This is a genomic window from Streptomyces sp. NPDC031445 (assembly GCF_055581365.1).
Genome location: NZ_JBVIJO010000007.1, coordinates 263029 through 285001, shown reverse-complemented (window position 1 = coordinate 285001; position 21973 = coordinate 263029). Strand labels below are relative to the sequence as shown.

The window sequence follows — 21973 nt, the reverse complement described above, 5'->3', positions numbered from 1 at the left end:
GGCTCGTGGGAGCCCCGCAGGGCGTCGCAGGGCGGGCGGGGCCTTCGGAAAACCCCCAGCCGTGCGCCTGCGTCGGCGGCCCCGCCGTCCGGGCCCGCCACGTCGTCCGGCGCACCGGGTCAGGCGGTCGTCCCCTCCCGGTCGGAGGACGGCCACACGTAGGGCAGGTCGTCCGGCACGCCGGGGAACACGGGTGCGTACGTGTCCCGGTCCTTGCGGACGAGCGCTGACTGGTGGCTGCGGTGGAAGGCCTCGTCACCGAGCCACGGCGGGAGTTCGCCCGCGGCGGCGAGAGCGGGCTGGTCGCGCACGTGTGCGCCAGGACGGCCCGCGGCGTATCCGGCGATCAGTGACGCGGCACAGCTGTCCTGGTGCCCCTGCTCGCGCCAGACCCGGCATACTTCGAGCCCGTAGCGGACCAGGGCCTCCTCGTAGCCGTTCCACATGCGCACGGCCGGGTGCCTGCGCCAGCCGTATCCGGGAACGGTCAGGCCGCGCAGGACCTGGAGTGCCTCCACCCGCTGCTTGCCCAGGCGGCGCCGGTCCAGGAGCAGGGCGGAGCGCCGGAAGTCGGCATCGGGCAGGAACGTCTGCATGGTCGCCGTCCTGGAAGTCGTGCGGCTGGTGCGGGAGTTCGGGTGCTCCGGGGTCATTCGGAGGTGTGCCGCCGGGCCCGGCGGGGCGAGGGGGCGGTCAGCCGTCGGCGGCCGGGGGGCTCGCCGTGTGACCGGGGTGTCCGAGGGTGCGGCGCGCCTCCTTCATCTCCGCCTCGTACAGGTGGTCCCGGCCCTGGGCGAGTGCGTTGACCACGCCGCGTTCCAGCTCCCGGAACGGCCCGTAGTAGGTGTCGTTGTAGGCCTCGATGATCTGGAAGGTCCAGTGACCGGGGATGACGTCGCGGCCCAGGATCTCCGCCTCGGCCTTCGCCGCCCACTCGGTGTGCCCGGCCTCGCGCAACAGCCCTACCGCTCGTTCCAGTTCGCGGTCGGCGCCGCCGGTCAGCTGGTGGAAGCTGTACAGGTGGCCGCGGGCGCGTTCCGTGGTCTCCAGGGCCTTCGACAGCGATCCGAGGGCTTCGACGGTCAGGTCGTCGACGCCTTCCGGGCGGTGGTACCGGTGCTCGGGGCCGCCCTGGTACTCGTTCATGGCACTCCCTGGGTGCTGTGGCTCTGTCGGTCCCCGCATCCCTTCCCGTCGCACCGGGCGACCGCGTGCGGCGTGGGCCGGACGGGTGAGGAGCCGTCGTGCGTCGTGTGGCCGCGCGCTCTCCGGGATCGCCATGCGCGGAGGGGCGTTCACCGCGTGCCAAAGCCCCGGTCGGCGGCGCCGGCCAGGCCCCGCAGCAGGGCGTTCCGGCCGTGCCGTGGAACCGTCCACAGGGTCACTCCCCGCACGCCCCACTGCTCCAGCAGGGCGTTGGCCGCGAGGAAGCCGGTCGTCGCGGCCCGTTCCATGAGCGCCACGGGCAGGCCGGTGCGGACGAGGTCGCCGGCCACCACGAGGTGGGGGTCCGGGGTGCGGACGGCCGGCCGGTCGCCGTGCCCGCCCACCGGGAACAGCGGGCAGTCGTCGCGCCATTCGTGGCGGGCGTCGACGATCGTGGCGTCGCGCGTCTCCGGATAGACGCGGTGCATCTGTTCGATCAGGCGCTTCTCCTCGACGTCCCGGGCGGCGCCGGCCGGGACGGCGTAGGCGTGCAGTTCCACCACGGACCCCCCGGTGCGTGCGGCCCAGTGGGCGGCCTCGTCCTCCCAGCGCTCCAGGACACTGACGTTGTCCAGGCTCCCGAATCCGCCGGTGCCCAGGAAGCCCGGACGGCCCGGCGCCACGGGACGGTCCAGCCACAGCCTGGTCACCAGGAACGGCGGCGCGTTGCGCAGCCGTGCGATCCGCTCGCGCCACGGGGCGTCGCCCAGCAGGTCCGAGCGGGCGACGAGGCGGCGCAGGCCGGCGGTGTCCAGGGCGAGGACGACGGCGTCGTGATGCCGCTCGTCCCGGTCCGTGACGACCTGGTGACCGCCGCCGCGCCCCGGCGTGATGTGTTCGACGGCCGTGGCGGTGCGCACCTCGGCGCCGTGCCGCCGCAGGTGACCGGCCAGGGGCTCCCACAGGGCGGCCGGGAAGGGCGCGCGGGGCACGTCGAACAGCAGGCCCTCGGCCGAGCCGAGGAAGTAGACGTGGAACATCAGCGCCATCTCGGCCGCCGAGAGCTGCCGGGGGTCGGCGAAGAAGCTGCGGGAGAACACCTCGAAGGCGAGGTGCCGGGCCTTCTCGGGGAAGCGGACGGCGTCGAGGAACGCGTGGGCGCTGACGTGGTCGAGCCGGTCGTAGATCTCGGGGACGCGGACGTCCAGCAGCGGCAGGGCCGCGACCGGGTTCATGCGGCACATGTCCCGCAGGGTGAAGGTGGGGCTGAGCGCGGCGAAGCCGAGCGCGCTCCACGGCGGGGTGCGCGGGACGCGGCGGAAGCTGTCGCGCGTTCCGCCGGCGTGCAGCAGCGGATAGTCGGGCAGACCGGTCAGCCGCCGCAGGCCGGGGTCGGTACGGCGGAGCAGCCCGCGCAGGTTGTAGTACTGGCGGAAGAAGGCGTGGAAGCCCCGGCTCATGGTCACCCGGGTGCCGTCCCGCAGGGTGGTCGGCCAGCCCCCGGCGCGCCCGCCGAGGTACGGCTGCCGCTCGTACAGCGTCACGGCCACCCCGCGTTCGGCGAGCGCCGTGGCGGCGGCGAGACCGGCGATGCCGCCGCCGACGACGGCCGCGCTGGGGCGGGTCCCGCCGACGCGCCGGGCGCCGGGCGGCGCCGGCAGCATCCGGGCCCGCCGGTCCCGTCCGGGACGATCGCCGTCCGGCCGCTCGGCCGCGGCCGCCGCCCGCTCCGCCGCGGTCATCGCGCGCTCTCCGCGCGCCGGGCGACGACGGTGTGGGTGATGCCGGTCTGCCAGCCCGGCAGGGGCAGCGCCCGGACCCGCTCGAAGCCGGCCGCGCGGACGCGGGCGGCCAGGCGGTCGACGGTGTCGAACTCGACGACGCTGCGCCACAGATGGCGGTACAGCCCGCCGTCCCCGAGGACGGACGCCACGGGCTGCACGAGGCCGCGGCAGACCAGGCTCCACACCGTTCGGTCGACGCGGCGGCCGCTGAGGGCGTACTCGTGCACGCCGAGCCGGCCGCCGGGCACGAGCAGGTCCCGTACGGCGGTGAGGACGACGTCGGGATCGGACACGTTGCGCAGCAGGTAGGCGGCGAAGACCGCGTCGAAGGGCCCGGTCACGCCCGCCTCGGCCAGCCGTTCCGCCGGTGCCCGCACGAAGGTCACCCCGTCCGCCCAGGGCTTGGCGGCGGCCCGCCGCAGCATGCCGGCGGAGGCGTCGACGGCGGTGATGTGCGCGGCCGGCAGGACGGCGCGGAGCGCGGCCGTCGAGGCGCCCGTGCCGCAGCCCAGGTCCAGCAGGCGCAGGCCCGCCGCGGACCCAGGCAGGCCGAGACGGCGTACCGAGCGCCGCAGGTGGGCGTGGTAGCCGGGGTTGGCGGCCACCAGCCCGTCGTAGCCGCGGGCGGCGTGGTCGAAGGCGGCGGTGAGGTCCTCGTCGCGCAGCAGCGTCATGCGGTCTCCAGGTCGGTGCGGTGGCGGGTGATCGGCCGGGCGGGGCGGTGGAGCGGGACGGGTGGCTCAGTCGAACGGGCGGCGGGGCAGGAGGGGCAGTTCGAGCGCCGAGCGGAGCATCGGGCCGATCGGGGTGCGCAGGCCGATGGCGAGGTCCTCGCACAGACGCGTGCGTCCGTCGAGGAAGCGCAGCAGCCGGGGGGCGGGTACGTGGGCGAACAGGCCGCAGAACAGCGCGGGGCCGTCGACCCGGCCGCTGGCCAGGGCGCGCAGGAGGACGGCGTCCATGGCGCGGGACCGGGCGGAGTGGGCGGCAGGCGGGGCCGGCCGCCGGCCGCGGCGCAGGGCGGCGGCGACGGCCCGTGTCTGACGTTGCAGACCGGCGAAGGTGTAGCCGGTGGCCGGGCGGGTGGCGCCGCCGGCGGCACCGATGCGGAAGACGCGGGCCCCGGCCTGCCGGGGCATCGGCGCGTCCGTCATCGGGATGACGCCGGTCTCGGTGGACAGGACCTGTACGTCGCCGAGACGCAGCACGTCGTCGGCGTAGTGGCGCACCGCCGCCTCGTACTCGCCGTCGGTGAGTGGCCGGGATGAGAACTCCGTGTACTCGACGAGGGCCTCGCGCGGTCCGACGGGCAGGACGTAGCCGAACGACAGGCCGTCGGCGGGCTGCGGGGTGCGGAAGTCCATGAGGTCGACGGTGCCGGGGTCGAAGACGGGGCGTGCGGTGCGGACGAACCAGCCGTGGAAGTGCTGGAGCAGGGTGGTGCGGGCGGCGGGCAGGCTGCCGGGCGGCCGGGAGTCGAACACCCAGCGGGCGGTGAGCACCCGGGCTGCGCCGCCGGCGCTCCGCACCTGGACGCGGGCTCCGCCCTCGATGTCCTCCACCGTCTCGACGGTGGCCTCCAGCCGCCGCACGTTCGGGCTGCGCGCCAGGTCCCGCCCGACCAGCTCCTCGAAGTCGTCGGACCGGATCATCTTGTACCGCAGCGGTGCGAGGTCCCCCTCGATCGGGTCGCCCGTGGGGGGCCGTACGCGCAGATGCCCCCAGGAGGCCGTCAGCGCGCCGTCGAAGCGCCCCGGGCCCGGTTCCCAGAAGCACCAGGTGCGGCGCGGTGGGCGCAGTGGGCCCGGCGGCGCGTCCACCAGCACGACGGAGGGCGTCCGCGGTCCCCGCGCGGGCCCGGCCAGACGGTGGGCCAGGGACAGTCCTGCGGCTCCGCCGCCCAGAACGGCCACGTCCGCCTCGAACACGACGGCTCCTTCCCTGCTGTGCGCCGTGCTGTGGGTGCACGTGCTCTGCCTCTCTTCCCGCCGGAGTGCCCGAACGGACGCGGGTCACCCGGATGCGGCACGCGGAGGTCACGGCGGACGGCGCCGCGGAAGACACCACCGCGGACGCCGGGCCCCGCTGCGACGGGCGCCGGGGCACGCCGGGTCCGCGTGCGGGCGAGGAGGGGGTGACGGACCGCCGCCCCGGCCTCGGGACGCCGGAGCCGGTCTCCCGCCGCCGTGTCGACCGCGTTCGTCCTGTACGGCGGCATCCTGAACGCGGTCGCCGAGGACGGTGACCCGGTGCCGAGGGAGAAGCAGCGGCCGGCACGGCGCGACGCCAGGCCGGGGGCGATCAGGGAGGCGTCGCAAAAAACGGGGCACAGGCAGCCTCCGGTCGCGGCGTGCACGGGGCGCCTGCGCTAACGTCCGCCGTCATGACGTTCACTTCGCTCGAGGACCTGCGGGCCGAGTTGCGCAATCTGGCGGAGCCGGCCGTGCGGGCGCAACTGGAGCGGGTGCTCAGCCCCGCGGAGGACGACGAACTGCTCGGCGTGCGCGTGCCGGTGCTGCGCAAGCTGGCGCGTGCCTACCGCGAGCTGTCCCTCGACGACGTCGACGTACTGCTGCGCGGCCGTGTCCACGAGGAGCGCTTCGCCGGGCTGCTGGTCCTGGCCGAGCGGGTGCGCACGGCGAGCGGCGCAGACCGCGAGGCGCTGGCCGGCTTCTATCTGGCGCGCACCGAGTGCGTGGACAACTGGGACCTGGTCGACGGTTCCGCGCACGTCGTACTCGGGCCCTGGCTGCTGGAGGGTGACCTGCGCGTCCTGGACGAACTCGCCGCGTCAGCGCGGCTGTGGGACCGCCGGATCGCGGTGCTCGCCACGCTGGCGCTGATCCGCGCGGGCCGCTTCGAGCCGACGCTCGGGCTGGTCCTGACGTTGCGCCAGGATCCGGAACCTCTGATCCACAAGGCGCTCGGCTGGATGCTGCGGGAGATCGGCCGCCGGGACGAACCGCTCATGGTGGCCTTCCTCGCACGGTACCTGGACGAGCTGCCGCGCGTCACCGTGCGCCATGCGACGGAACGCCTGGCGCCGGCCGAGCGGGCACGGTTCGTGAGGGCGCGATAGGGCCGGGTACGAACCCGGCGCGGCCGGCGACCGCCCCGGCCCCCGTAAGGTCGCGTGCATGCTCCTGTGGATCAACGGTCCCTTCGGTGGCGGCAAGACGCAGACCGCGTACGAACTCCGACGCCGGCTCGCGGACAGCGTCGTCTGCGATCCCGAACACGTGGGCTTCGGTCTGCACCGCATGATGCCCCCGTCCTTGCGCGGCGACTTCCAGGATCTCGCCGCCTGGCGGCTGGGGGTGGTCGACGTGCTGGATCACGTCCTGAGCACGTACGAGGGGACGGTGATCGTGCCCATGACGGTCGTGGAGCCGGTGTACTTCCGCGAGACCGTAGGCCGCCTGCGCGAGCGCGGCCATGATGTGCGGCACTTCGCCCTGCTGGCCGAGCGTGAGACGGTGCTGCGCCGGCTGCGCGAGCGCGGCTTCGGACACGTTGTCCGGTTCGTCGCCGGAAAGGACGCCCCCCTGCGTCGCGAGAGCTTCGCCGTGTCCCGGCTCGACCTCTGTCTGGAGCGCCTGCGTGCCCGGGAGTTCGGGGACCAGGTCTGGACCGACCACCTCACCGTGCCCGAGGTCGCCGAGCGCATCGCCGCTGCCGCCGGCCTGGCACTCGCCCCGAACAGGGACGGAGCACTGCGCGGACGTGCGCGGCGGGCCTGGACAGGGATCAGGCACATCCGGTTCGACTGAGCACCTGCCCCCGCCGCCGGTAGAAGGAGCGCACCCGCTCCCCTGGCGCACAGTCACCGTCGCGTGTCACCGACGGGTGCTCAATTCCTCCGCCGCGAGGACGTGCTTGCCCAAGCCCGGGTGGGAACCACTCCCGCGGTCCCCCGATGCAGCGATGTGTGTGCCGTGTCACGCACTCCCGAAGCCACCTAAGTTGTCTGCATCACAGCGTAAATGTCCCTTTAGCGTCCATGCTCGAAACGGATACCGACTCCCCAAGTGGGGCCTATTGGCATTCCCTTGGACATGAGGTCGCAAAGTGGCTCATGCCACACCATTCATTAGATATCCGTTTTCCTCCCATTTCCTCTGTTCTGCCGGGAAGGTGCACCATGGCCGCTTATCTCTGTCCTCCTGCCGTGATACACGGCGAGCACCCCGTGAAGACCAGCCAGATCGTGGCGGAGGTGCGCGACCGGCACCCGCACGCCACGTGGGCGCAGCGGATCGACGGCATCGCGGCCAGTACGGGTATCGAGACCCGTGGGTGGATGCTGCCGCTGGAGACCGCCGTCGCGCCCGGCAAGAGCGGCGGGCTGCGGGCCGTCGGCGTCGAGCCGGCCCAAGAGGCACTGGCACGTGACGGGTTCACCCAGCAGGACGTGGACCGCGTGATCGCCGCGCTCGAGGCACTGCCCACGCCGCAGACCGTCCAGGAGCGCACCGGGCCGGCCTGGCAGGCCGTGCAGTCCTACGGAGAGCGCGCGGCGCGCGGGGCCCTGCAGATCGCCGGGCTGGACAGCGCGGACATCGACTGCCTGATCACCAGCCACTCCACCACCCCGGCCCTGCCGGGTCTGGACATAGCCCTGGCCAACAAGCTCTCCCTGCGCGACGACGTGATGCTGCTGCCGGCCACGCAGTGGGCGTGCATCGCCGGGACCCGCTCCCTGGCGCTGGCCGCGGACCTCGTGGCCGCGGACCCCGACCGCGTGGTCCTGGTCGTCATCTCGGAGGCGCTGAGCACGACCTACCAGCCCGCGGACGACACCCTCGAGTCGCTGATCGTCCGGCTGCTGTTCGCGGACACCGCGGTCGCCGCGGTGGTCACGGGCCGCCCCCGGCGCGAGTCGGTGCTGCGCCTGGACGCCGCCTGGCATCACACCCTGCCCGGCACCCAGGACCTGCACCGCCTGGAGACGCGTGCGGACGGCACCCACTTCGTGATGGACCGGCGCGGGCCGCGTGCTGTACAGGAGACGGTCACCGCGATGTGGGAGTGGCTGCGCGTCCGGTACCAGGACCACCCCGACGCCTGGCACCCCGACGTGCTGCTCGCGCACCCCGGCGGCACCCGGGTGCTGGAGTACATGGAGCAGACGATGCCGGACGCCTGGCCGTCGGGGCTGCTGGACCACAGCCGGGACAGCTACACCTCCGGAAACCGCGGGGGCGCCGCCGTGTTCGACATCCTGCGGCGGGCGCATGACGCCGGGCAGAAGCCGGGCAGTCGCGCCGTTCTCTACGCGGCGGCGCCGGGCCTCACCGCCACCGCCCTGGAAGGGGAGTGGCTGTAGTACGCCCCGCCCGTACCGGTACCAGCCGGTGCCAGGACCCCGGCACCGGTCAGGTACCGGCAGGCGCCTGGCCCCCGTGGCCGCGTCACCTGGCGACCTTCGCCCAGACCACCTTGCCGGTGTCCGTCCACCGGACCCCCCAGCGGGTGGTGAGCCTGTGCGCGATGTGCAGGCCACGGCCGCCGTCGTCGAGCAGGCCGCCCCGCCTCAGACGGGGCCTGCCGCTGCCGGTGTCGCCCACCTCGCACAGCAGGCCGTGACCGGACCTGATCAGCCGTACCGTGATGGGGCCGGTGGCGAAGCGCACGGCGTTCGTGACCAGCTCGCTGATCAGCAGGACCACGTCGTCGCGGGTGTCGTCCTTCGTGCGCCACTGCCGCAGCAGCACGGAGACCTGCGCGCGGGCACGAGCGGGGGCGTCGTCCCGGGCGGGCAGCCGCCAGGTCGCGGTGTCCCCCTTGCGGTAGCCGATCATCCGTGCCAGGAGCAGGGTCACGTCGTCGCGCTGGCGCGCGGGTGCCAGCGTGGAGACGACGTGCCGTGCCGCCCGCTGGAGGGCGTCCCAGGGGTGCACGGTGGACACGGCCTCCGCCAGCCTGCCGATGCCCTCGTCGATCGGCGCGGCCGGATCCTCCACCAGGCCGTCGGTGTAGAGGGCGAGCAGGGAACCCGGCGGTGCGCTGAACGTGTGCACGTCGAACGGTTCCCGCAACGCGAACTCGGCGCCGAGGCCGGGGTGCGTGCGGACCTCCAGCGGGCCCGCGTGCCCGTCCGGGGAGACCAGGACCGGTGGGAGGTGGCCCGCGCTGGACAGGGTCACCCGGTGGCTGACCGGGTCGTAGAGGGCGATGCAGCAGGTCGAGCCGAGGGCGCTGTAACCGGCCGTCAGCCCGGAATCGGCGTCGTCCAGCAGGGAGACGGTCTCGTCCAGGTGCTCCAGCACCTCGTCCGGCGCGAGTCCGGCGGACAGCAGCGCGCGGGCCTCCATGCTCAGCTGGCCCATGGTGGCCGCGGCTCCCAGACCGTGCCCGACGACGTCGCCGACGACGAGTGCGGTGCGGCCGTCCGGCAGCGGGAAGCTGTTCACCCAGTCACCGCCGACGCCCGCGCTGTCGGGGGTGGCGGGCTGGTAGACGCTCGCTATCTCGATCGTGTCGCCACCGGTCCGGGGCAGGAGCCGGCGCTGCAGGGCCAGCACCTGGGTGTGCTCGCGCTGGTGCTGGCGAGCCAGGTCGACGTGGTGGGCGGTCCTGGCGACCAGCTCCTGGAGGTCGAGCAGCTCGCTGTCGCGGAACGGGGAGTCCGCCCGCCGCCAGACCTCCGCCACGCCCAGTACGACGGGCGGCGTGCCGTCCAGGACCAGCGGGACGCACGCCACACCCGCCGACCGGTCACCGGGTACGAGGGCCCGCACGACGCGTGGACTGCCGAGCACCCGCTCGACGGCCTCCCGGTCGGGTATGACGATGGTCTGCGGGGCGTCGTCGCGCAGTACGGCCTGCGCCAGCAGGCGGCTCGCGTCGCCGGGGAGGTCCTCGCCCGGCGTCACGTAGCCCTCGGGCCACGCCCGGTCCGGCACCAGGGCCGCCCGCCGCAGCCGGATGCGTCCCTTGGAGCGGCCGGTGACCCCCTCGCCCGTCCACACGGCGAAGTCGAGGTCGACGGCGGCCACGTCCCCCCAGGCCAGCAAGGACTCCGCCAGCGACTGCGCGGTCTCACCGATGTCCAGCGAGGTGCCGATCGCGGTCTCGGCGGCGTACAGGTGCAGTCTCCTGGCCATCGCGATCAGGGAGACGGTCAGGCCCTCCTCGGGCGCCGCCGCGGGCAGGATGCTCATCGACACGACCAGCTCCGACCCGTCACCGCGCCGCAGGCGCTGGATCCGGGCCACATGCGCCTCACCGGTCTCCAGGACCTGCCGCAACCGCCGCGTGACCGTCGGTACGTCCCCGGGGGGCAGGAGACCGACGAAGGGCCTGCCGACCACGGCCTGCAGACCCGCGAACACCGGGGCGTCCAGATTGCAGCGGGTGATGACCAGATCCCGGTCCAGGTTGACCGCGCCGAGAATCTGCTCCTGCCGGCCGGTCGCCGGGTCCTCGGGCGGCCGCCGGCGCGTGGTGCGATCACCCCGCGCGTCGGCGGGACGGGCGTCGGCGGGACGGTCGGCCCCTGCCGCTCCGCCGCGCGGGATGTAGCGCCCCAAGGCCCTGCTGACCAGGTCGAACGCGGAAGAGGACGATGGGGAGGGTGTGGAGTCCATGCAGCTCTCTCCGCAATCCCCGGCGCAGCGCCGGGGCCGTACTCGGACCCGTGCGACGGGGTCCCGAGAGCCCCGGCCGCACACCTCATTGAATAACAGCGGGGGTCGCTTCGCCCACACGGCGGCACCGCGAGGCGGGTCGGCGACGCACCGCCCCGGCGACGTCGTGAACACGGCCGGCGTGTACCGGAAGCGCCTGGTGAGGATGGCGGACAGCCCGTTCCGTGATCCAGAATGAGGGGATGGTCACGCTTGAGACTCCGCGGTTGATCCTGCGTCGCTGGCGCGAGGAAGACGTCGCGCCCATGGCCGCCATCCATGCCGACCCCGAGGTCATGCGGTGGATCCGTGACGGCAGCGTCCGTGACGAACAGCAGACCCGCGACGGGATCCATGCATGGGAGAGCGAGTGGGAGTCACGGGGCTTCGGCCTGTTCGCCGTGGAGATCCGCTCCACCGGGGAGCTGGCCGGGTTCACCGGTCTTTCGGTGCCGCACTTCCTGCCGGAGGTGCTGCCGGCGGTCGAGGTCGGCTGGCGGCTGGGACGTTCCCACTGGGGGCAGGGCCTGGCCACCGAGGCGGCCGTGGCCGCCGTGCGGTTCGGGTTCGAGGAACGGGGGCTGGAGCGGATCGTCAGCATCGCTCAGGTGGGCAACGACGCCTCCGAACGGATCATGGCGAAACTGGGCATGCGTCCGGTCCGTGAGACCGTCCATCCCGCCGGCGGTCGGCGGGTCCGGGTGTTCGAGTTGTCGTCGGACCAGTACGTCGCGACTGCCGCGCGGAGCCAGGCCGCGAGGCCGTCGGCACCCAGCCCGGGTCCACCGCATTGCTGAGCACGTCGGGGCGCAGGCGGGCCACCGCGGCCGCGAGCGTCGTGTCGGCGGCGATGCGCCGTACGGCGTCGCGGTCGGTGAAGTCGCCGACCACGAGGTGCGCCCCGCGGCCGGCCGGCGGGTGGAGGGCCACCGCGCGCTCCTCGTCGCGGGCGTGCACCACGACCTGGTGTCCGGCGGACGACAGCGCGTCGGCGGCGGCACGTCCCAGGCCGTCCGCGGAGCCGGTGACCAGGATCCGGCTCACGGGCGCGCCCCCTGTGGCACGCGCGGTGCCCGGGCGGACACCACCGCTGGGAGTGTGAGGGCCTCTTCGCCATCGCGTCGGACTGCTCCTCGCATGGGAATGCCTCCTTCCGTCCGGGCCGCCCCTGGCTCGTCCGGGTGCCGGGTCCGTGTGCGGACACGCTGCCGGCCCGAGGAGCCCGGCCGGCTCCTCCCCCGGTGTTCAGGCTGCGAGGACCTGCTTCGCGGCCGTGATCGCCGTCATGGCCTTTGGCCAGCCGGCGTAGAAGGCGAGGTGGGTGATCGCCTCGATGAGTTCGGTCTCGGTGACGCCGTTCTCCTGCGCGCGTCCGAGGTGGAAGCGGAGCTGGTCGGCGTCACCGCCGGCGACGAGTCGAACACCACCGTGTCGCTCTTGCGCACCGAGGCCGGACGCGCCCCGCACGACAGCGGCCTGACCGGGCTCGTCGGCGAACTCGTCACCCGCAGCGAGGAGTTCCGCACCGCGTGGGCCAAGCACAACGTGCGCCTGCACCACACCAGCCGCAAATCCTTCCGCCACCCGGCCGTCGGCGCCCTCGCCCTGGACTTCGACGCCATGGAACTACCGGCCCTGCCCGGCCTGACCCTCACCGCCTACAGCGCCGCCCCCGGCACGGCCGGGCACGAGGCCCTGCGACTCTTCGCCTCCTGGGCCGCCACTCAGGAGACGGACGTCATGGTCCCGACCGCTGCGGCGGACGACCGGTAGCCCGCGGGGCCGCCCGGCGAGCGGCTTGGTGCGCCGGAACCGGGCGCGCACGCCGCGGAGCCGCCGGCCTGGAGGACTGACGGCTGCCGGCCGAGCCGGCCGCGGTGAGTCGCCGCGGCCCGAGCGCTCCCCAGCCGTCGGCGGAGACCCGTCAGCCTGCGCCGCGCAGCTGAAGGAGGTACGCCGCGGTCAGCGCGACGGCACGGTCCGGGTCGTGGGACAGCTCCACGAGGGCCCGTGACGCCCTGGGTCCCGGGACGCCCGCCAGCGCCTGGGTCAGCCGTCCGCGTGCGGGCGCTCCCGTGGTGCCGTGGGCGAGGCGGTCGACGAACACGCTCGCGATCTCGTCCGCCGTCGCGGTGTCGCCGGCCAGCACGCTCAGCGCATCGGCCGCGTCGGTGTCGTTCCTTCCCTCCACGATCATGTCGATGAGCACCGGGACCGCATCGGCCGGACCGCGTGCGCCGAGCGCCAGAGCCGCATGCCCGCGCACCACGGCGTCGGGGTGGGCGAGGGCGTCCCGCAGTCGCGCCGTGGCCTCCTCGCCGGGCATCTCGGCGAGGCACTGAACGGCACGTTCCCGCACCGCGGCCACCGGTGAGCCGAGGCCCTCCGCCAGCAGCGCAGGGCCCGTGCCGCCCGATCGCGCCAGCGCCCATCGAAGGGCCCCGGCGACGTTCGGGTCCGCCTCGCCGAGTGCCGCCTCGACCAGGGCCTCCACCGGTACCGGAACCTCGTCGGCCGAGGAGAGGGCCGCGCGCTGGCGTGCGTCGGCGTTCTTCGACCCCAGTGCCCGGAGCAGCGCGACGACCTGGAGGACGTCCTCCCAGCCGGCGGGGTCCGCGGCGCGGATGCGGCGCAGCCGCGTGAGCAGCTCGGTCTCGGCCGCGATGCGGTCGCGCGTCTGGCGAACGAGATCGTCGACGAGCGCCGAGGGCGTGAAGCCGGGATCGTCGAGCGCGCGTCCGATCTCCCGCAGCGACAGTCCCAGCGACCGCAGGCTCTCGATGTGGAAGATCCTGCGCATGTCCTCGCGGGAGTACTCCCGGTATCCGGAGCCCGTACGACCCGAGGGGCGCACCAGACCGAGCGACTCGTAGTGCCGGAGCATGCGGGCGCTGACCCCGGACCGCCGCGCCACCTCACTGATCAACACGCCCTATCGCTCCTCCTGGCCGGGACCGCCGAGGACCACGACGCGCTTCGCCTCCTCGATCGCGAACTCGAATCCGGCGTCCGGGTCGCGCAGCAGCCGTTGCGTGGCGAGCGCGTGCGTCCGTACACCGGGGTCGGGGGCCATCGTCGCAGAACGGAGAGCCGGCACGATCACTTCCCCCAGCGCGACCAGTGCCCGGCTGAGACTCAGCCGTGTCTCCCGGTCGCCGCGCCCGAGCTGGGTCGCCAGCACCGTGGCCAGCGCGGGTTCCTCGCCTTCCGGTACGAGCACGACAGCGGCCCGCCAGGCGGTCCGCGCCACCTCGTCGTCGGCGTCGGTCAGCAGTGTCCGTGTGATCGCCGGCCACGCCTGCCGGTCCCCGATCTTGGACAGTGTGTGCAGCGCCTGGCTCCGTGCCTGCGCACGCTCCGAGCGGACTTCGCGGAGCAGTACGGGAAGCGTCATGGGCACCGGGTGGCGGGTGAGCGCCCAGGTCAGCATGTCGCGGACGAAGAACTCGGGCTCGACCGCGCATCGCTCGACGAGCTTGTCGACGAAACGCGGGTCGGGCGCCGTCCCGGCCGCCATGGCGGTCCGCAGCCGCACGGACGGCCGGTTGTCCTCCAGCCCGTGGAGCACTCCTGCCGTGTCCGTGTCCGTATCCGTGTCCGTGTCCGCATCCGCATCCGTGGCCTGTCCTGGGATCGTCATCGAGACCACCTCCTCGGCACGCAGTGAAGACCTTGTCACCATGTCAGGGTCAAGGTGCGCCCCTTCTCTTTGCCGTGACAGACGGTCAGGCACTAAAGTCGATCGTGTGACTGCCGGGTCGGCCATGGGCCATGCACAAGCAGGGCACCCGGCCTCGGCGTGAGCCCGAGGCGGGCCAGAGCCCCGCCACCTCTCCGCGTCTTCCCCCGAGCGCCCCACGCGGCGCCCCGACAGCGGATCCAGGACTCGAGAGGCACACCACACATGTCAGATGACCAGCAGCGCCGGCACGACCTTGCCTCGCCGGCTGCCGTCCAGCTGAACCACACCGCCGTCTACGCGACGGACCGTCGCCTGTCGGCCGAATTCATCGCCGCGGTCCTCGGTCTGGAGGTCGGTGCCCCCTTCGGCCCGTTCCTGCCCGTCGACCTGGGCAACGGCGTCACACTCGACTACTACGAGAAGCGCGACGAGCCGATCCAGTCGCAGCACTACGCGTTCCTCGTACCCGACGATCGGTTCAGCACCATGATCGCCCGCCTGGACACGCTCGGTGTCACCTACTACGCCGACCCCGGCCACACCGAGCCCGGCCGGATCAACCGTCTCTTCGGTGGCCGCGGCGCCTACTTCGAGGACCCGGACGGCCACAACATGGAGATCATGACCCGGCCGTACATCCGGCCGTAGCCGGCCGCCGGACGGCGACGGGCCCCGGCTTGCCCAGAGCCGGCCGGGGCATCCCGGTGTGTCGCCGAACCGCCGGCGGACGCCCGCCAACCGGACGTCGCGGCGACCGTGAGACCCGGGCCGACCAGTGCGACGCCCGTGGTCGGCCCGAGCGCGCGGCGGATCCGTGAATTGTGGAGGACCGGTCCGGCCTTGGACGGCAGCAGCAAGCCGGTTCGACCGGGTCGAAGAGTGCGATCGACGCAGCCGGCACGACCGGGGGAGGGTGGCCGCGTGCTGACCCACCTCCTGTGGGGACGTGAGGCGGCGAGCACGGCCGCCGGCCCGGCCACGGTCGGCGCGCACCCCAGAGCAGCAGCCCGCGAGCCAGGCGAGGGTGAGCGCGCCGTCGACGAGCACGAGGAGCGTCATCGCCCAGGGGGCGGGCAGCCGAGGCGATGCGGTCATCCGCGACCCGCCCCCGCGTGCGGATTGGCAGCGGTGCCCTCGGTGCTCAGCAGCACGACGACCGAGGACGGTCCCAGTCCCAGCGCCCTGCGGCGTTCCCCGGCCCCCGCGCCGGTGAGCGCCGCGCGCAGACCGGCGAGCGACGCGGCCCCGCAGGGGCCCGAGGAGACACCGGCGGCGGCGAGGACACCGGCCGCGTCGGAGCTGTCGGCGTCCGCGACGGCGACCGCGGCGTCCAGCCCGTCCCGCAGGTGGGGCCACGCGATGCTGGACGGGGTGCCGCAGTTCAGCCCGGCCATGGTGGTCCTCCCCGTGGGGACGCTGACGGGTGCGCCGAGCGTGAGGCTGTCCAGGACGCACGGCGCGGCCTCCGGCTCCACCGACAGCAGCGCCGGGGCGTGCCCGGAGGGGCGGCTGCGGTAGTGGGTGACCACGGCCTGTGCCAGGGACCCCACGCCCACCGGTACGGAGACGAGATCGGGCCCGTCGGCGACCCCTTGGCTCCTCAACTGCTCGTCGGTCTCGACGCAGAGGGTGGAGTAGCCCTCGACGATCCACCGCGGGATCCGCTCGTAGCCCGGCCAGGCGGTGTCCTGGACCAGGACCGCGTCCGGCGCGGCGGCCGCCTCGGCCGCCCGGCGCACGGCCTCGTCGTACGGCCCCGGCACCTCGGTGACCTTGGCCTGTTCGGCGACGATGGCCGCCACGGCCCGGGGGTGCACGCCCTGCGGAACGAACACGTGGGCCTCCTGGCCGAGGCGGCGTGCGGTACGGGCCACCGCGCGGCCGTGGTTGCCGTCGGTGGCGGTCACGAGGGTGACCGGAGCCGGTTCCCCGCCGTCGGCCGTCCGCTCGGCGAGGACGCGGTGGATGGCCCAGGACACACCCAGGGCCTTGAACGCGGGCAGCCCCAGACGGCACGACTCGTCCTTGACGAAGACCCGGCCGACACCCCACGCGTCCGCGAGGAACGGGAGTTCGGTCAGCGGGGTGGGCGCGTAGTCGGGCAGCGAGAGGTGGAAGGCCCGCACCCCGGACGGCGCGGGCTCACACCGCCAGGCACGGGCACCGGAGCGCGCGAACCACGGCAGCGGACGGGAGGAGGAGGCGTCGTCAGGGGCGCCGGCGTCGGCAGGGGTGTCGTCAGGCACAGGATCAGCGTGCGGCGCGGCCGTACGATCGGTCCAGCGAATGTTTTCGACCTATACTCATCGGCAGAACCGACCGATGGGCCCACGGACCGAGCGTGACATGTTCGATCTGCACCGGCTGCGCCTGCTCCGGGAACTCAAGCACCGCGGCACCCTGGCGGCCGTCGCAGCCGCCCTGTCCTACGCCCCCTCCTCCGTCTCCCAGCAGCTCTCCCTGCTGGAGAGCGAGGTCGGTGTCCCACTGCTGGAACCGGTCGGGCGGCGGGTACGGCTGACCGAGCAGGCCGAGATCCTGGTCGCCCACACCGAGGCGGTCCTCGAACGCCTGGAGCGCGCGGAGGCGGACATCGCCGCCTCGCTGTCCGACCTGACCGGCACCCTGCGCATCGCCTCGTTCCAGACAGCCGCCCTGGCCCTCGTCCCCACCGCGCTCGGCCTGCTGCGGGAGCAGCACCCGCACCTGCGTGTCCACGTCACGCACATGGAGCCGGAAAAGGCCCTGCCCGCGCTCCAGGCCCGCGACTTCGACCTCGTCCTCGCCGAGGAATACCCGGGCAACCCCAACCCCCGGCCCGCCGAACTCGAACAGGAAGGCCTGCTCGACGACCCCCTGCACCTCGCCCTGCCGGCACCGGCCGGCACAGCGGAGGCCGAGGGCCCGGCCGCGGCGCTGCGTTCCCTCGCCGGCCACCCCTGGGTGATGGAACCGGAAGGCACCGCGGCCCGGCACTGGGCCATGACCCTGTGCCGCGACGCCGGCTTCGAACCGGACGTGCGGTTCGAGACCACCGACCTGCTGTTCCACCTGCGCCTCGTCGAGCAGAGGCACGCCGCGGCCTTCCTGCCCGGCCTCGTCTGGACCGGACAGTCCCCGACCGTCACGCTGCGGCCGCTCCCCCGCGGTCAGCGCGTCCGTCGCATCTTCACCGTCGTACGCCGTGGCCGCGGCCGGCACCCTGCCGTGCGGGCGTGCCGGAAGGCCCTCCGCCACGCGGTCGGCCTGCGCTCCGGCCTCGCGTGACGGGGCCGGTCCCGGCGGCGCTCGCCACGCCGCCCGGGTGAGGGGCGCGCTTACGTGGACTCGCGGAGCCGGAGTTCCGCGCGGACCACGAGGTCGTCGGGGCCGAGGGGACTGTCGCCGGTCAGGAGACGGGCCGCTTGCTCGACGGCGAGTGCTCCGAGCCGGCGGATGTCCAGTGCCACGCTGGACAGCGGGGGCTCGACCAGCGTGCCGAGCGTCACTCCGTCGAAGCCGATCACGGCCAGGTCGCGCGGCACCTGGCGTCCCGTCCGGCGCGCGGCACGGAGCGCGCCGATGGCGATGACGTCGTTGAAGGCGAACACGGCGGTCACGTCGGGATGGTGGCCGAGGAGGTGCTCCAGCGCCCTCTCGCCGCCCTGCACGCTCTGCTCCGCGCGGCACACCGGTCCGTCGGCGAGTCCGCAGGCGGTCAGCGCGTCGGCGAACCACGCGTGCCGGACGCTCGGCTCGGTCCGAGCGGCGTGGTCGAGCATGCCGATGCGCCGGTGACCCGCCTGGACGAGGTGGGAGATGGCCGCCCTGACACCCTCGCGCCCGTCGATGCGGATGGAGCTGAAGCGTTCGGCGTCCTCGCCCCGGTCGATGAGGACGACCGGCAGCCCCCGGGTCCACTGCTCGATCTCGCTCTCGCCTCGGCTGAAGTAGCCGACGACCGCGTCCACTTGGGAGGCGATCACCTGGAGCGTGCCGAGCTCCTCCTGTGCGCTGTCCGCGGTGTCGTAGACCAGGACGTGCCATCCGCGGGCCCGCGCCGCCTCCAGCGCGGCAGCGGCGACCTCGGTGAAGAACGGGTTGAGCAGGTCGGGGATCACGAGACCGACGCTGATCGTGTCCTGGCGCACCAGTCCCCTCGCGAACCGGCTCGGCCGGTATCCCAGCGTCCGCGCGGCGTCGAGCACGCGCTGCTTGGTGGAGTCGTCGATCTCCCCCTTGTCGTTCAGCGCGCGTGACACGGTCTGCCGGGACACCCCGGCGGCACGGGCGACGTCATGGATCGTCACCCTGCGGGACCCGGTCCCGGACGGCACGGTCGGCCACCTCCCCCTCGTGATCGGAAGTCTTGACACTCAACTGCACCCGAGCGCACACTTCCGAACGTTTCACAGCGCCCGTGAACGTTCCCGTGAACGCTCACGGACGGAAGTTACAGCAGGCTCGCCCCTTTCCGCCACGGTGCCCGGGGACCCCGGCCGGCACCGTCGCGGCCGTCCGTGTCCACCGCGGCATCCCGTCTGAGTGAGTCAACGTCGACCCGGCCGGCGCCCGTCGCCGGCCGTTCTCGGGAACGGAAACCATGAGCAGCACAGTCATGCGCACCCGCCTCGCCACCGTAGCCGCGGCCGCCGGTGTCGCCGTACTCGCCGCGTGCTCCTCGCCCGCGCCGTCGGGCGAGGCGTCGGCGGCGTCGTGCGCGCCCGCCAAGGGCAAGGTCACCCTCCAGTACTGGAACACCGTTCCGGGCATGGACAAGGTCGTGGACCTGTGGAACCAGCGGCACCCGGACATCCGGGTCGAGACGAAGAACATCTCCAACGACCAGTACGGCACCCTGGGGAACGCCCTGAAGGCGGGGAAGGCGCCGGACCTGGCACAGGTCGGCTACGACGAACTCCCCAACCTGCGCACCCAGAACGCCTTCGTGGACGCCTCGGCGTGCAAGGCGGCCACCGCGGCCAGGTCGAAGTTCGTCCCGTGGACCTGGTCCCAGACCAGCTTCGGCGGCACCGGCGTGTTCGCCCTCCCGCAGGACACGGGCCCGATGGCCCTCTTCGTGCGCCGCGACCTCTTCGAGAAGCACCACATCGCGATCCCCGCCACCTGGGACGCGTACGCCGCCGCGGCACAGAAGCTGCACAAGGCGGACCCGGACCTCGCCATCACGTTCTTCGACCCGAACAACGCCGAGTGGTTCAACGGGCTGCTCTGGCAGAACGACGCGCGGATGTACGGCTACTCCGACGACAAGTGGCAGGTCACCGTCGACTCCGACCGCAGCAGGCAGGTGGCGGCGTACTGGCAGAAGCTCGTCTCCGGCAAGCTCGTGCGCACCGATCTCACCAACGGCTCGACGCAGATGTACGCCGCGTACCAGAAGGACCGGATCGCCAGCTACGTCGGTGCCGCCTGGGGCTACAGCATGTTCCGCGACAACCTGCCCAAGCAGGCCGGCAAGTGGTCGGTCGTACCCCTGCCGACCTGGGGCACGGACGGCGCGTCCGGTGACTGGGGCGGCTCCACCGTCGCGTTCATGAAGGGGAGCAAGCACCTGTACGAGTCGGTGCGGTTCAACACCTGGCTGAACACCGATCCGGAGGCGCTCGCGCTGGAGAACGAGCTGGGCGGCCTGTACCCCGCCGCCAAGGCCGGGCTGCGGCTTCCCTCGCTGCGGAAGGGCGTCGCGTACTACGGCAACGAGAAGATCTTCGACGTCTTCGCCGAGTCGTCCAAGAAGATCGACACCGACTTCGCCTGGGGTCCCACGCAGAAGACGGTCAACCTGGCGTTGCAGGACGCGATGGCCAAGGCGACGGCCGGCGGCGGCACGCTCACCGACGCGCTGGCGGCAGCCCAGAGGGCGGCGCTGACATCGATGAAGGACCAGGCGATCCCGGTCACGGCGGGCAAGTGACCGCGGCATGACCGACACCGCGGCCCGTGCGGCATCCGTGGCGGCGCCGGTCCGTGTCCGCCGCCGGCTCCACGGCGGCGGGCCCCGGGCGGGCACCGTCGCCGCGTTCCTGACCCCCTTCTTCCTGCCGTTCCTGCTGTTCTACCTGGTGCCCGTCGGCTACGCGCTCTGGCAGAGCCTCCGGGTGGTGCGCCGCACCGGCGGGCAGTACGGGACCTCGTACACCGCCTTCGGTGGTTTCGAGCAGTACGGGCAGGTGCTGCGGAACACCGAGTTCTGGTCCAGCATCGGCCGCATCGGGCTGTTCGGCGTCGTGCAGGTGCCGGTCATGCTGTTCGTCGCCCTGATCATCGCGCTGCTGCTGGACACTCCGCTGCTGAAGCTCAAGGCGTTCTTCCGCATCACCGCGTTCATGCCGTACGCGGTGCCCGGAGTGATCGCCGCGATCATGTGGTCGTACCTGTACTCGCCCCAGCTCAGCCCCGTCGTCGACCTGCTGAACGGCGTCGGCCTCAAGCCGGACTTCCTCGGCCCGGGCGCCGTGCTGTGGTCGACCGCCAACGTCTCCACCTGGCTGTGGACCGGATACAACATGCTGATCATGTTCTCGGCGCTGCAGTCGATCCCGCAGGAGCTCTACGAGGCCGCGAAGATCGACGGCGCGAGCAACTGGACGATCGCGTGGCGGGTCAAGGTCCCGATCATCGCCCCGTCGATCGTCCTGACCTCGGTGTTCTCGATCATCGGCACGCTCCAGCTGTACGCCGAACCGGCCGTGCTGCGCCAGATCTCCTCGAACATCTCCAGCACGTTCACGCCCAACATGCTCGCCTACACGGTGGCCTCGGGGAACAACTACCAGCAGGCCGCGGCGATTTCCGTGGTCATCGCCGTCATCACCTTCGTGTTGAGCTTCGGGTTCATGCGACTGACCGCGAAGAGGGCCGGACTGTGAGCAACCCCTCCGTGATCCGTGAGAGCCGCGTCAGCCGTACGGCCGTCATGGCCTTGATGCTGCTGCTGGCCGTCTACTTCCTGCTGCCCGTCTACTTCCTCGTCGTCGCGGCGACGAAGCCGCAGGGCGACCTCGCCTCGACCAACGGGCTGGTGTTCTCGCACTTCGACCTGTTCGAGAACCTCCGCGTCCTGTTCACCCGCAGCGACGGCGTCTTCGGCCGCTGGGCCCTCAACACCGTCGTCTACGCGGTGCTGGGCGCGGCCGTGGGCACCCTGATCTCCGCGCTGTGCGGCTACGCCCTCGCCAAGTTCCGCTTCCGCGGCCGGGAGGTGCTGTTCTCCGTCATCCTCGGCGGTGTCCTCGTGCCGACCACCGCGCTCGCCCTGCCGCTGTTCCTGCTGTTCTCGGCGACCGGGCTCGTCAACACCTATCTCGCCGTCTTCCTGCCCAGCGTCGTCAGCCCGTTCGGCGTCTACCTCGCGCGCGTCTTCGCGAACGCGTCCGTCCCGCAGGAGCTGATCGAGTCGGCGCGGCTGGACGGCGCGGGCGAGTTCCGCACGTTCTTCTCGGTGGCGTTCCGGCTGATGACGCCGGCCCTGGTGACCATCTTCCTGTTCCAGTTCGTGGCCATCTGGAACAACTTCTTCCTGCCGATGGTGATGCTGCAGAAGGAGTCCCTGTTCCCGATCACGCTCGGCCTGTACGAGTGGAACGGCCAGACCGCCCGCGCCCCGCTGCTCCAGCAGTCCGTGATCACCGGCTCGCTGGTGTCGATCGTGCCCGTGATCATCGTGTTCGTGCTCCTCCAGCGGTTCTGGCGGACCGGGCTCGCCGCCGGGTCCCTCAAATGACGTCCGC

General features: G+C 73.0%; 19 protein-coding genes and 3 pseudogenes. 10 read left to right on the top strand and 12 right to left on the bottom strand.

Features of this window, described 5'->3' with window-relative positions; translation table 11 throughout:
• Positions 1-119 precede the first annotated feature (119 nt).
• The 5 genes from ACZ5DC_RS20670 to ACZ5DC_RS20650 form a co-directional block, all read right to left on the bottom strand.
• Entirely contained in the window at positions 120-596 is a 477-nt protein-coding gene (locus ACZ5DC_RS20670) for an MSMEG_6728 family protein (protein ID WP_366753133.1), read from the bottom strand.
• A gap of 97 nt (positions 597-693) precedes the next feature.
• On the bottom strand, positions 694-1146 hold the full coding sequence (locus tag ACZ5DC_RS20665; protein ID WP_468654629.1) for a hypothetical protein: 453 nt from the start codon (positions 1144-1146) through the stop codon (positions 694-696).
• 149 nt (positions 1147-1295) lie between these two features.
• Positions 1296-2888 (bottom strand): FAD-dependent oxidoreductase, encoded by a 1593-nt coding sequence (locus ACZ5DC_RS20660; protein WP_468654627.1) that lies wholly within the window; start codon positions 2886-2888, stop codon positions 1296-1298.
• A complete protein-coding gene (locus tag ACZ5DC_RS20655) occupies positions 2885-3604 on the bottom strand; it encodes a class I SAM-dependent methyltransferase (protein WP_468654625.1) in 720 nt (239 codons plus the stop codon). The genes ACZ5DC_RS20660 and ACZ5DC_RS20655 overlap by 4 nt, the downstream gene beginning before the upstream one ends.
• Before the next feature lie 66 nt (positions 3605-3670).
• Positions 3671-4858, bottom strand: a complete 1188-nt coding sequence (locus ACZ5DC_RS20650; RefSeq protein ID WP_468654623.1) for a lycopene cyclase family protein — start codon at positions 4856-4858, stop codon at positions 3671-3673.
• Positions 4859-5313: 455 nt separating this feature from the next.
• Between ACZ5DC_RS20650 and ACZ5DC_RS20645 the strand changes: the two genes are divergently transcribed.
• The 3 genes from ACZ5DC_RS20645 (at position 5314) to ACZ5DC_RS20635 (ending at position 8256) form a co-directional block, all read left to right on the top strand.
• On the top strand, positions 5314-6009 hold the full coding sequence (locus ACZ5DC_RS20645; protein ID WP_468654621.1) for a DNA alkylation repair protein: 696 nt from the start codon (positions 5314-5316) through the stop codon (positions 6007-6009).
• A gap of 58 nt (positions 6010-6067) precedes the next feature.
• Positions 6068-6700: an ATP-binding protein gene (locus tag ACZ5DC_RS20640; RefSeq protein ID WP_468654619.1), complete on the top strand. Its 633-nt coding sequence runs from the start codon at positions 6068-6070 to the stop codon at positions 6698-6700.
• A 371-nt stretch (positions 6701-7071) separates the two neighbouring features.
• The gene (locus ACZ5DC_RS20635) at positions 7072-8256 is read left to right on the top strand and encodes a beta-ketoacyl-[acyl-carrier-protein] synthase family protein (protein ID WP_468654617.1); all 1185 of its coding nucleotides are present in this window, start codon (positions 7072-7074) and stop codon (positions 8254-8256) included.
• Between the two features lie 85 nt (positions 8257-8341).
• Here ACZ5DC_RS20635 and ACZ5DC_RS20630 read toward each other — a convergent pair whose 3' ends face one another.
• Positions 8342-10519: an ATP-binding SpoIIE family protein phosphatase gene (locus ACZ5DC_RS20630; protein WP_468654615.1), complete on the bottom strand. Its 2178-nt coding sequence runs from the start codon at positions 10517-10519 to the stop codon at positions 8342-8344.
• A 242-nt stretch (positions 10520-10761) separates the two neighbouring features.
• On the opposite strand from ACZ5DC_RS20630, the gene ACZ5DC_RS20625 reads away from it, so the two are divergent.
• Positions 10762-11355, top strand: a complete 594-nt coding sequence (locus tag ACZ5DC_RS20625) for a GNAT family N-acetyltransferase (protein WP_468654613.1) — start codon at positions 10762-10764, stop codon at positions 11353-11355.
• 49 nt (positions 11356-11404) lie between these two features.
• On the opposite strand, the pseudogene ACZ5DC_RS20620 reads toward ACZ5DC_RS20625, so the two are convergent.
• Positions 11405-11602 (bottom strand): annotated as a pseudogene (locus ACZ5DC_RS20620) (SDR family NAD(P)-dependent oxidoreductase); the annotation flags it as partial.
• A 201-nt stretch (positions 11603-11803) separates the two neighbouring features.
• Positions 11804-11956, bottom strand: a pseudogene (locus tag ACZ5DC_RS20615) (carboxymuconolactone decarboxylase family protein); the annotation flags it as partial.
• Positions 11957-11977: 21 nt separating this feature from the next.
• Between ACZ5DC_RS20615 and ACZ5DC_RS20610 the strand changes: the two are divergent.
• Positions 11978-12331: pseudogene (locus ACZ5DC_RS20610) on the top strand (MmyB family transcriptional regulator); the annotation flags it as partial.
• Positions 12332-12482: 151 nt separating this feature from the next.
• On the opposite strand, the gene ACZ5DC_RS20605 reads toward ACZ5DC_RS20610, so the two are convergent.
• Positions 12483-13487: a MerR family transcriptional regulator gene (locus tag ACZ5DC_RS20605; protein ID WP_468654611.1), complete on the bottom strand. Its 1005-nt coding sequence runs from the start codon at positions 13485-13487 to the stop codon at positions 12483-12485.
• A gap of 3 nt (positions 13488-13490) precedes the next feature.
• Complete coding sequence (locus tag ACZ5DC_RS20600; RefSeq protein ID WP_468654609.1) at positions 13491-14198, bottom strand: HEAT repeat domain-containing protein; 708 nt, start codon at positions 14196-14198, stop codon at positions 13491-13493.
• Positions 14199-14462: 264 nt separating this feature from the next.
• Here ACZ5DC_RS20600 and ACZ5DC_RS20595 point away from each other — a divergent pair, with 264 nt between their 5' ends.
• Positions 14463-14888 (top strand): VOC family protein, encoded by a 426-nt coding sequence (locus tag ACZ5DC_RS20595; protein ID WP_468654607.1) that lies wholly within the window; start codon positions 14463-14465, stop codon positions 14886-14888.
• 443 nt (positions 14889-15331) lie between these two features.
• Here ACZ5DC_RS20595 and ACZ5DC_RS20590 read toward each other — a convergent pair whose 3' ends face one another.
• Positions 15332-16486 (bottom strand): diaminopropionate ammonia-lyase, encoded by a 1155-nt coding sequence (locus ACZ5DC_RS20590; RefSeq protein WP_468654605.1) that lies wholly within the window; start codon positions 16484-16486, stop codon positions 15332-15334.
• A 100-nt stretch (positions 16487-16586) separates the two neighbouring features.
• Here ACZ5DC_RS20590 and ACZ5DC_RS20585 point away from each other — a divergent pair, with 100 nt between their 5' ends.
• Entirely contained in the window at positions 16587-17507 is a 921-nt protein-coding gene (locus ACZ5DC_RS20585; protein ID WP_468654603.1) for a LysR substrate-binding domain-containing protein, read from the top strand.
• Positions 17508-17557: 50 nt separating this feature from the next.
• On the opposite strand, the gene ACZ5DC_RS20580 is transcribed toward ACZ5DC_RS20585, so the two are convergent.
• Complete coding sequence (locus ACZ5DC_RS20580) at positions 17558-18556, bottom strand: LacI family DNA-binding transcriptional regulator (RefSeq protein ID WP_468654601.1); 999 nt, start codon at positions 18554-18556, stop codon at positions 17558-17560.
• A gap of 266 nt (positions 18557-18822) precedes the next feature.
• Here ACZ5DC_RS20580 and ACZ5DC_RS20575 point away from each other — a divergent pair, with 266 nt between their 5' ends.
• The 3 genes from ACZ5DC_RS20575 to ACZ5DC_RS20565 are packed head-to-tail and all read left to right on the top strand — an operon-like array spanning position 18823 to position 21966.
• On the top strand, positions 18823-20157 hold the full coding sequence (locus tag ACZ5DC_RS20575) for an ABC transporter substrate-binding protein (protein WP_468654599.1): 1335 nt from the start codon (positions 18823-18825) through the stop codon (positions 20155-20157).
• Positions 20158-20164: 7 nt separating this feature from the next.
• Positions 20165-21112: a carbohydrate ABC transporter permease gene (locus ACZ5DC_RS20570; RefSeq protein ID WP_468654597.1), complete on the top strand. Its 948-nt coding sequence runs from the start codon at positions 20165-20167 to the stop codon at positions 21110-21112.
• Complete coding sequence (locus tag ACZ5DC_RS20565) at positions 21109-21966, top strand: carbohydrate ABC transporter permease (protein WP_468654595.1); 858 nt, start codon at positions 21109-21111, stop codon at positions 21964-21966. The genes ACZ5DC_RS20570 and ACZ5DC_RS20565 overlap by 4 nt, the downstream gene beginning before the upstream one ends.
• Positions 21967-21973: the final 7 nt, after the last annotated feature.

What these genes read in the sequence shown, in the direction of transcription:
- ACZ5DC_RS20625 (WP_468654613.1), top strand. Translation starts at nt 10,762, where the DNA reads ATGGTCACGCTTGAGACTCCGCGGTTGATCCTGCGTCGCTGGCGCGAG.
- ACZ5DC_RS20570 (WP_468654597.1), top strand. Translation starts at nt 20,165, where the DNA reads ATGACCGACACCGCGGCCCGTGCGGCATCCGTGGCGGCGCCGGTCCGT.
- ACZ5DC_RS20645 (WP_468654621.1), top strand. Translation starts at nt 5,314, where the DNA reads ATGACGTTCACTTCGCTCGAGGACCTGCGGGCCGAGTTGCGCAATCTG.
- ACZ5DC_RS20635 (WP_468654617.1), top strand. Translation starts at nt 7,072, where the DNA reads ATGGCCGCTTATCTCTGTCCTCCTGCCGTGATACACGGCGAGCACCCC.
- ACZ5DC_RS20575 (WP_468654599.1), top strand. Translation starts at nt 18,823, where the DNA reads ATGAGCAGCACAGTCATGCGCACCCGCCTCGCCACCGTAGCCGCGGCC.
- ACZ5DC_RS20630 (WP_468654615.1), bottom strand. Translation starts at nt 10,519, where the DNA reads ATGGACTCCACACCCTCCCCATCGTCCTCTTCCGCGTTCGACCTGGTC.
- ACZ5DC_RS20640 (WP_468654619.1), top strand. Translation starts at nt 6,068, where the DNA reads ATGCTCCTGTGGATCAACGGTCCCTTCGGTGGCGGCAAGACGCAGACC.
- ACZ5DC_RS20660 (WP_468654627.1), bottom strand. Translation starts at nt 2,888, where the DNA reads ATGACCGCGGCGGAGCGGGCGGCGGCCGCGGCCGAGCGGCCGGACGGC.
- ACZ5DC_RS20655 (WP_468654625.1), bottom strand. Translation starts at nt 3,604, where the DNA reads ATGACGCTGCTGCGCGACGAGGACCTCACCGCCGCCTTCGACCACGCC.
- ACZ5DC_RS20585 (WP_468654603.1), top strand. Translation starts at nt 16,587, where the DNA reads ATGTTCGATCTGCACCGGCTGCGCCTGCTCCGGGAACTCAAGCACCGC.
- ACZ5DC_RS20600 (WP_468654609.1), bottom strand. Translation starts at nt 14,198, where the DNA reads ATGACGATCCCAGGACAGGCCACGGATGCGGATGCGGACACGGACACG.
- ACZ5DC_RS20665 (WP_468654629.1), bottom strand. Translation starts at nt 1,146, where the DNA reads ATGAACGAGTACCAGGGCGGCCCCGAGCACCGGTACCACCGCCCGGAA.
- ACZ5DC_RS20670 (WP_366753133.1), bottom strand. Translation starts at nt 596, where the DNA reads ATGCAGACGTTCCTGCCCGATGCCGACTTCCGGCGCTCCGCCCTGCTC.
- ACZ5DC_RS20595 (WP_468654607.1), top strand. Translation starts at nt 14,463, where the DNA reads ATGTCAGATGACCAGCAGCGCCGGCACGACCTTGCCTCGCCGGCTGCC.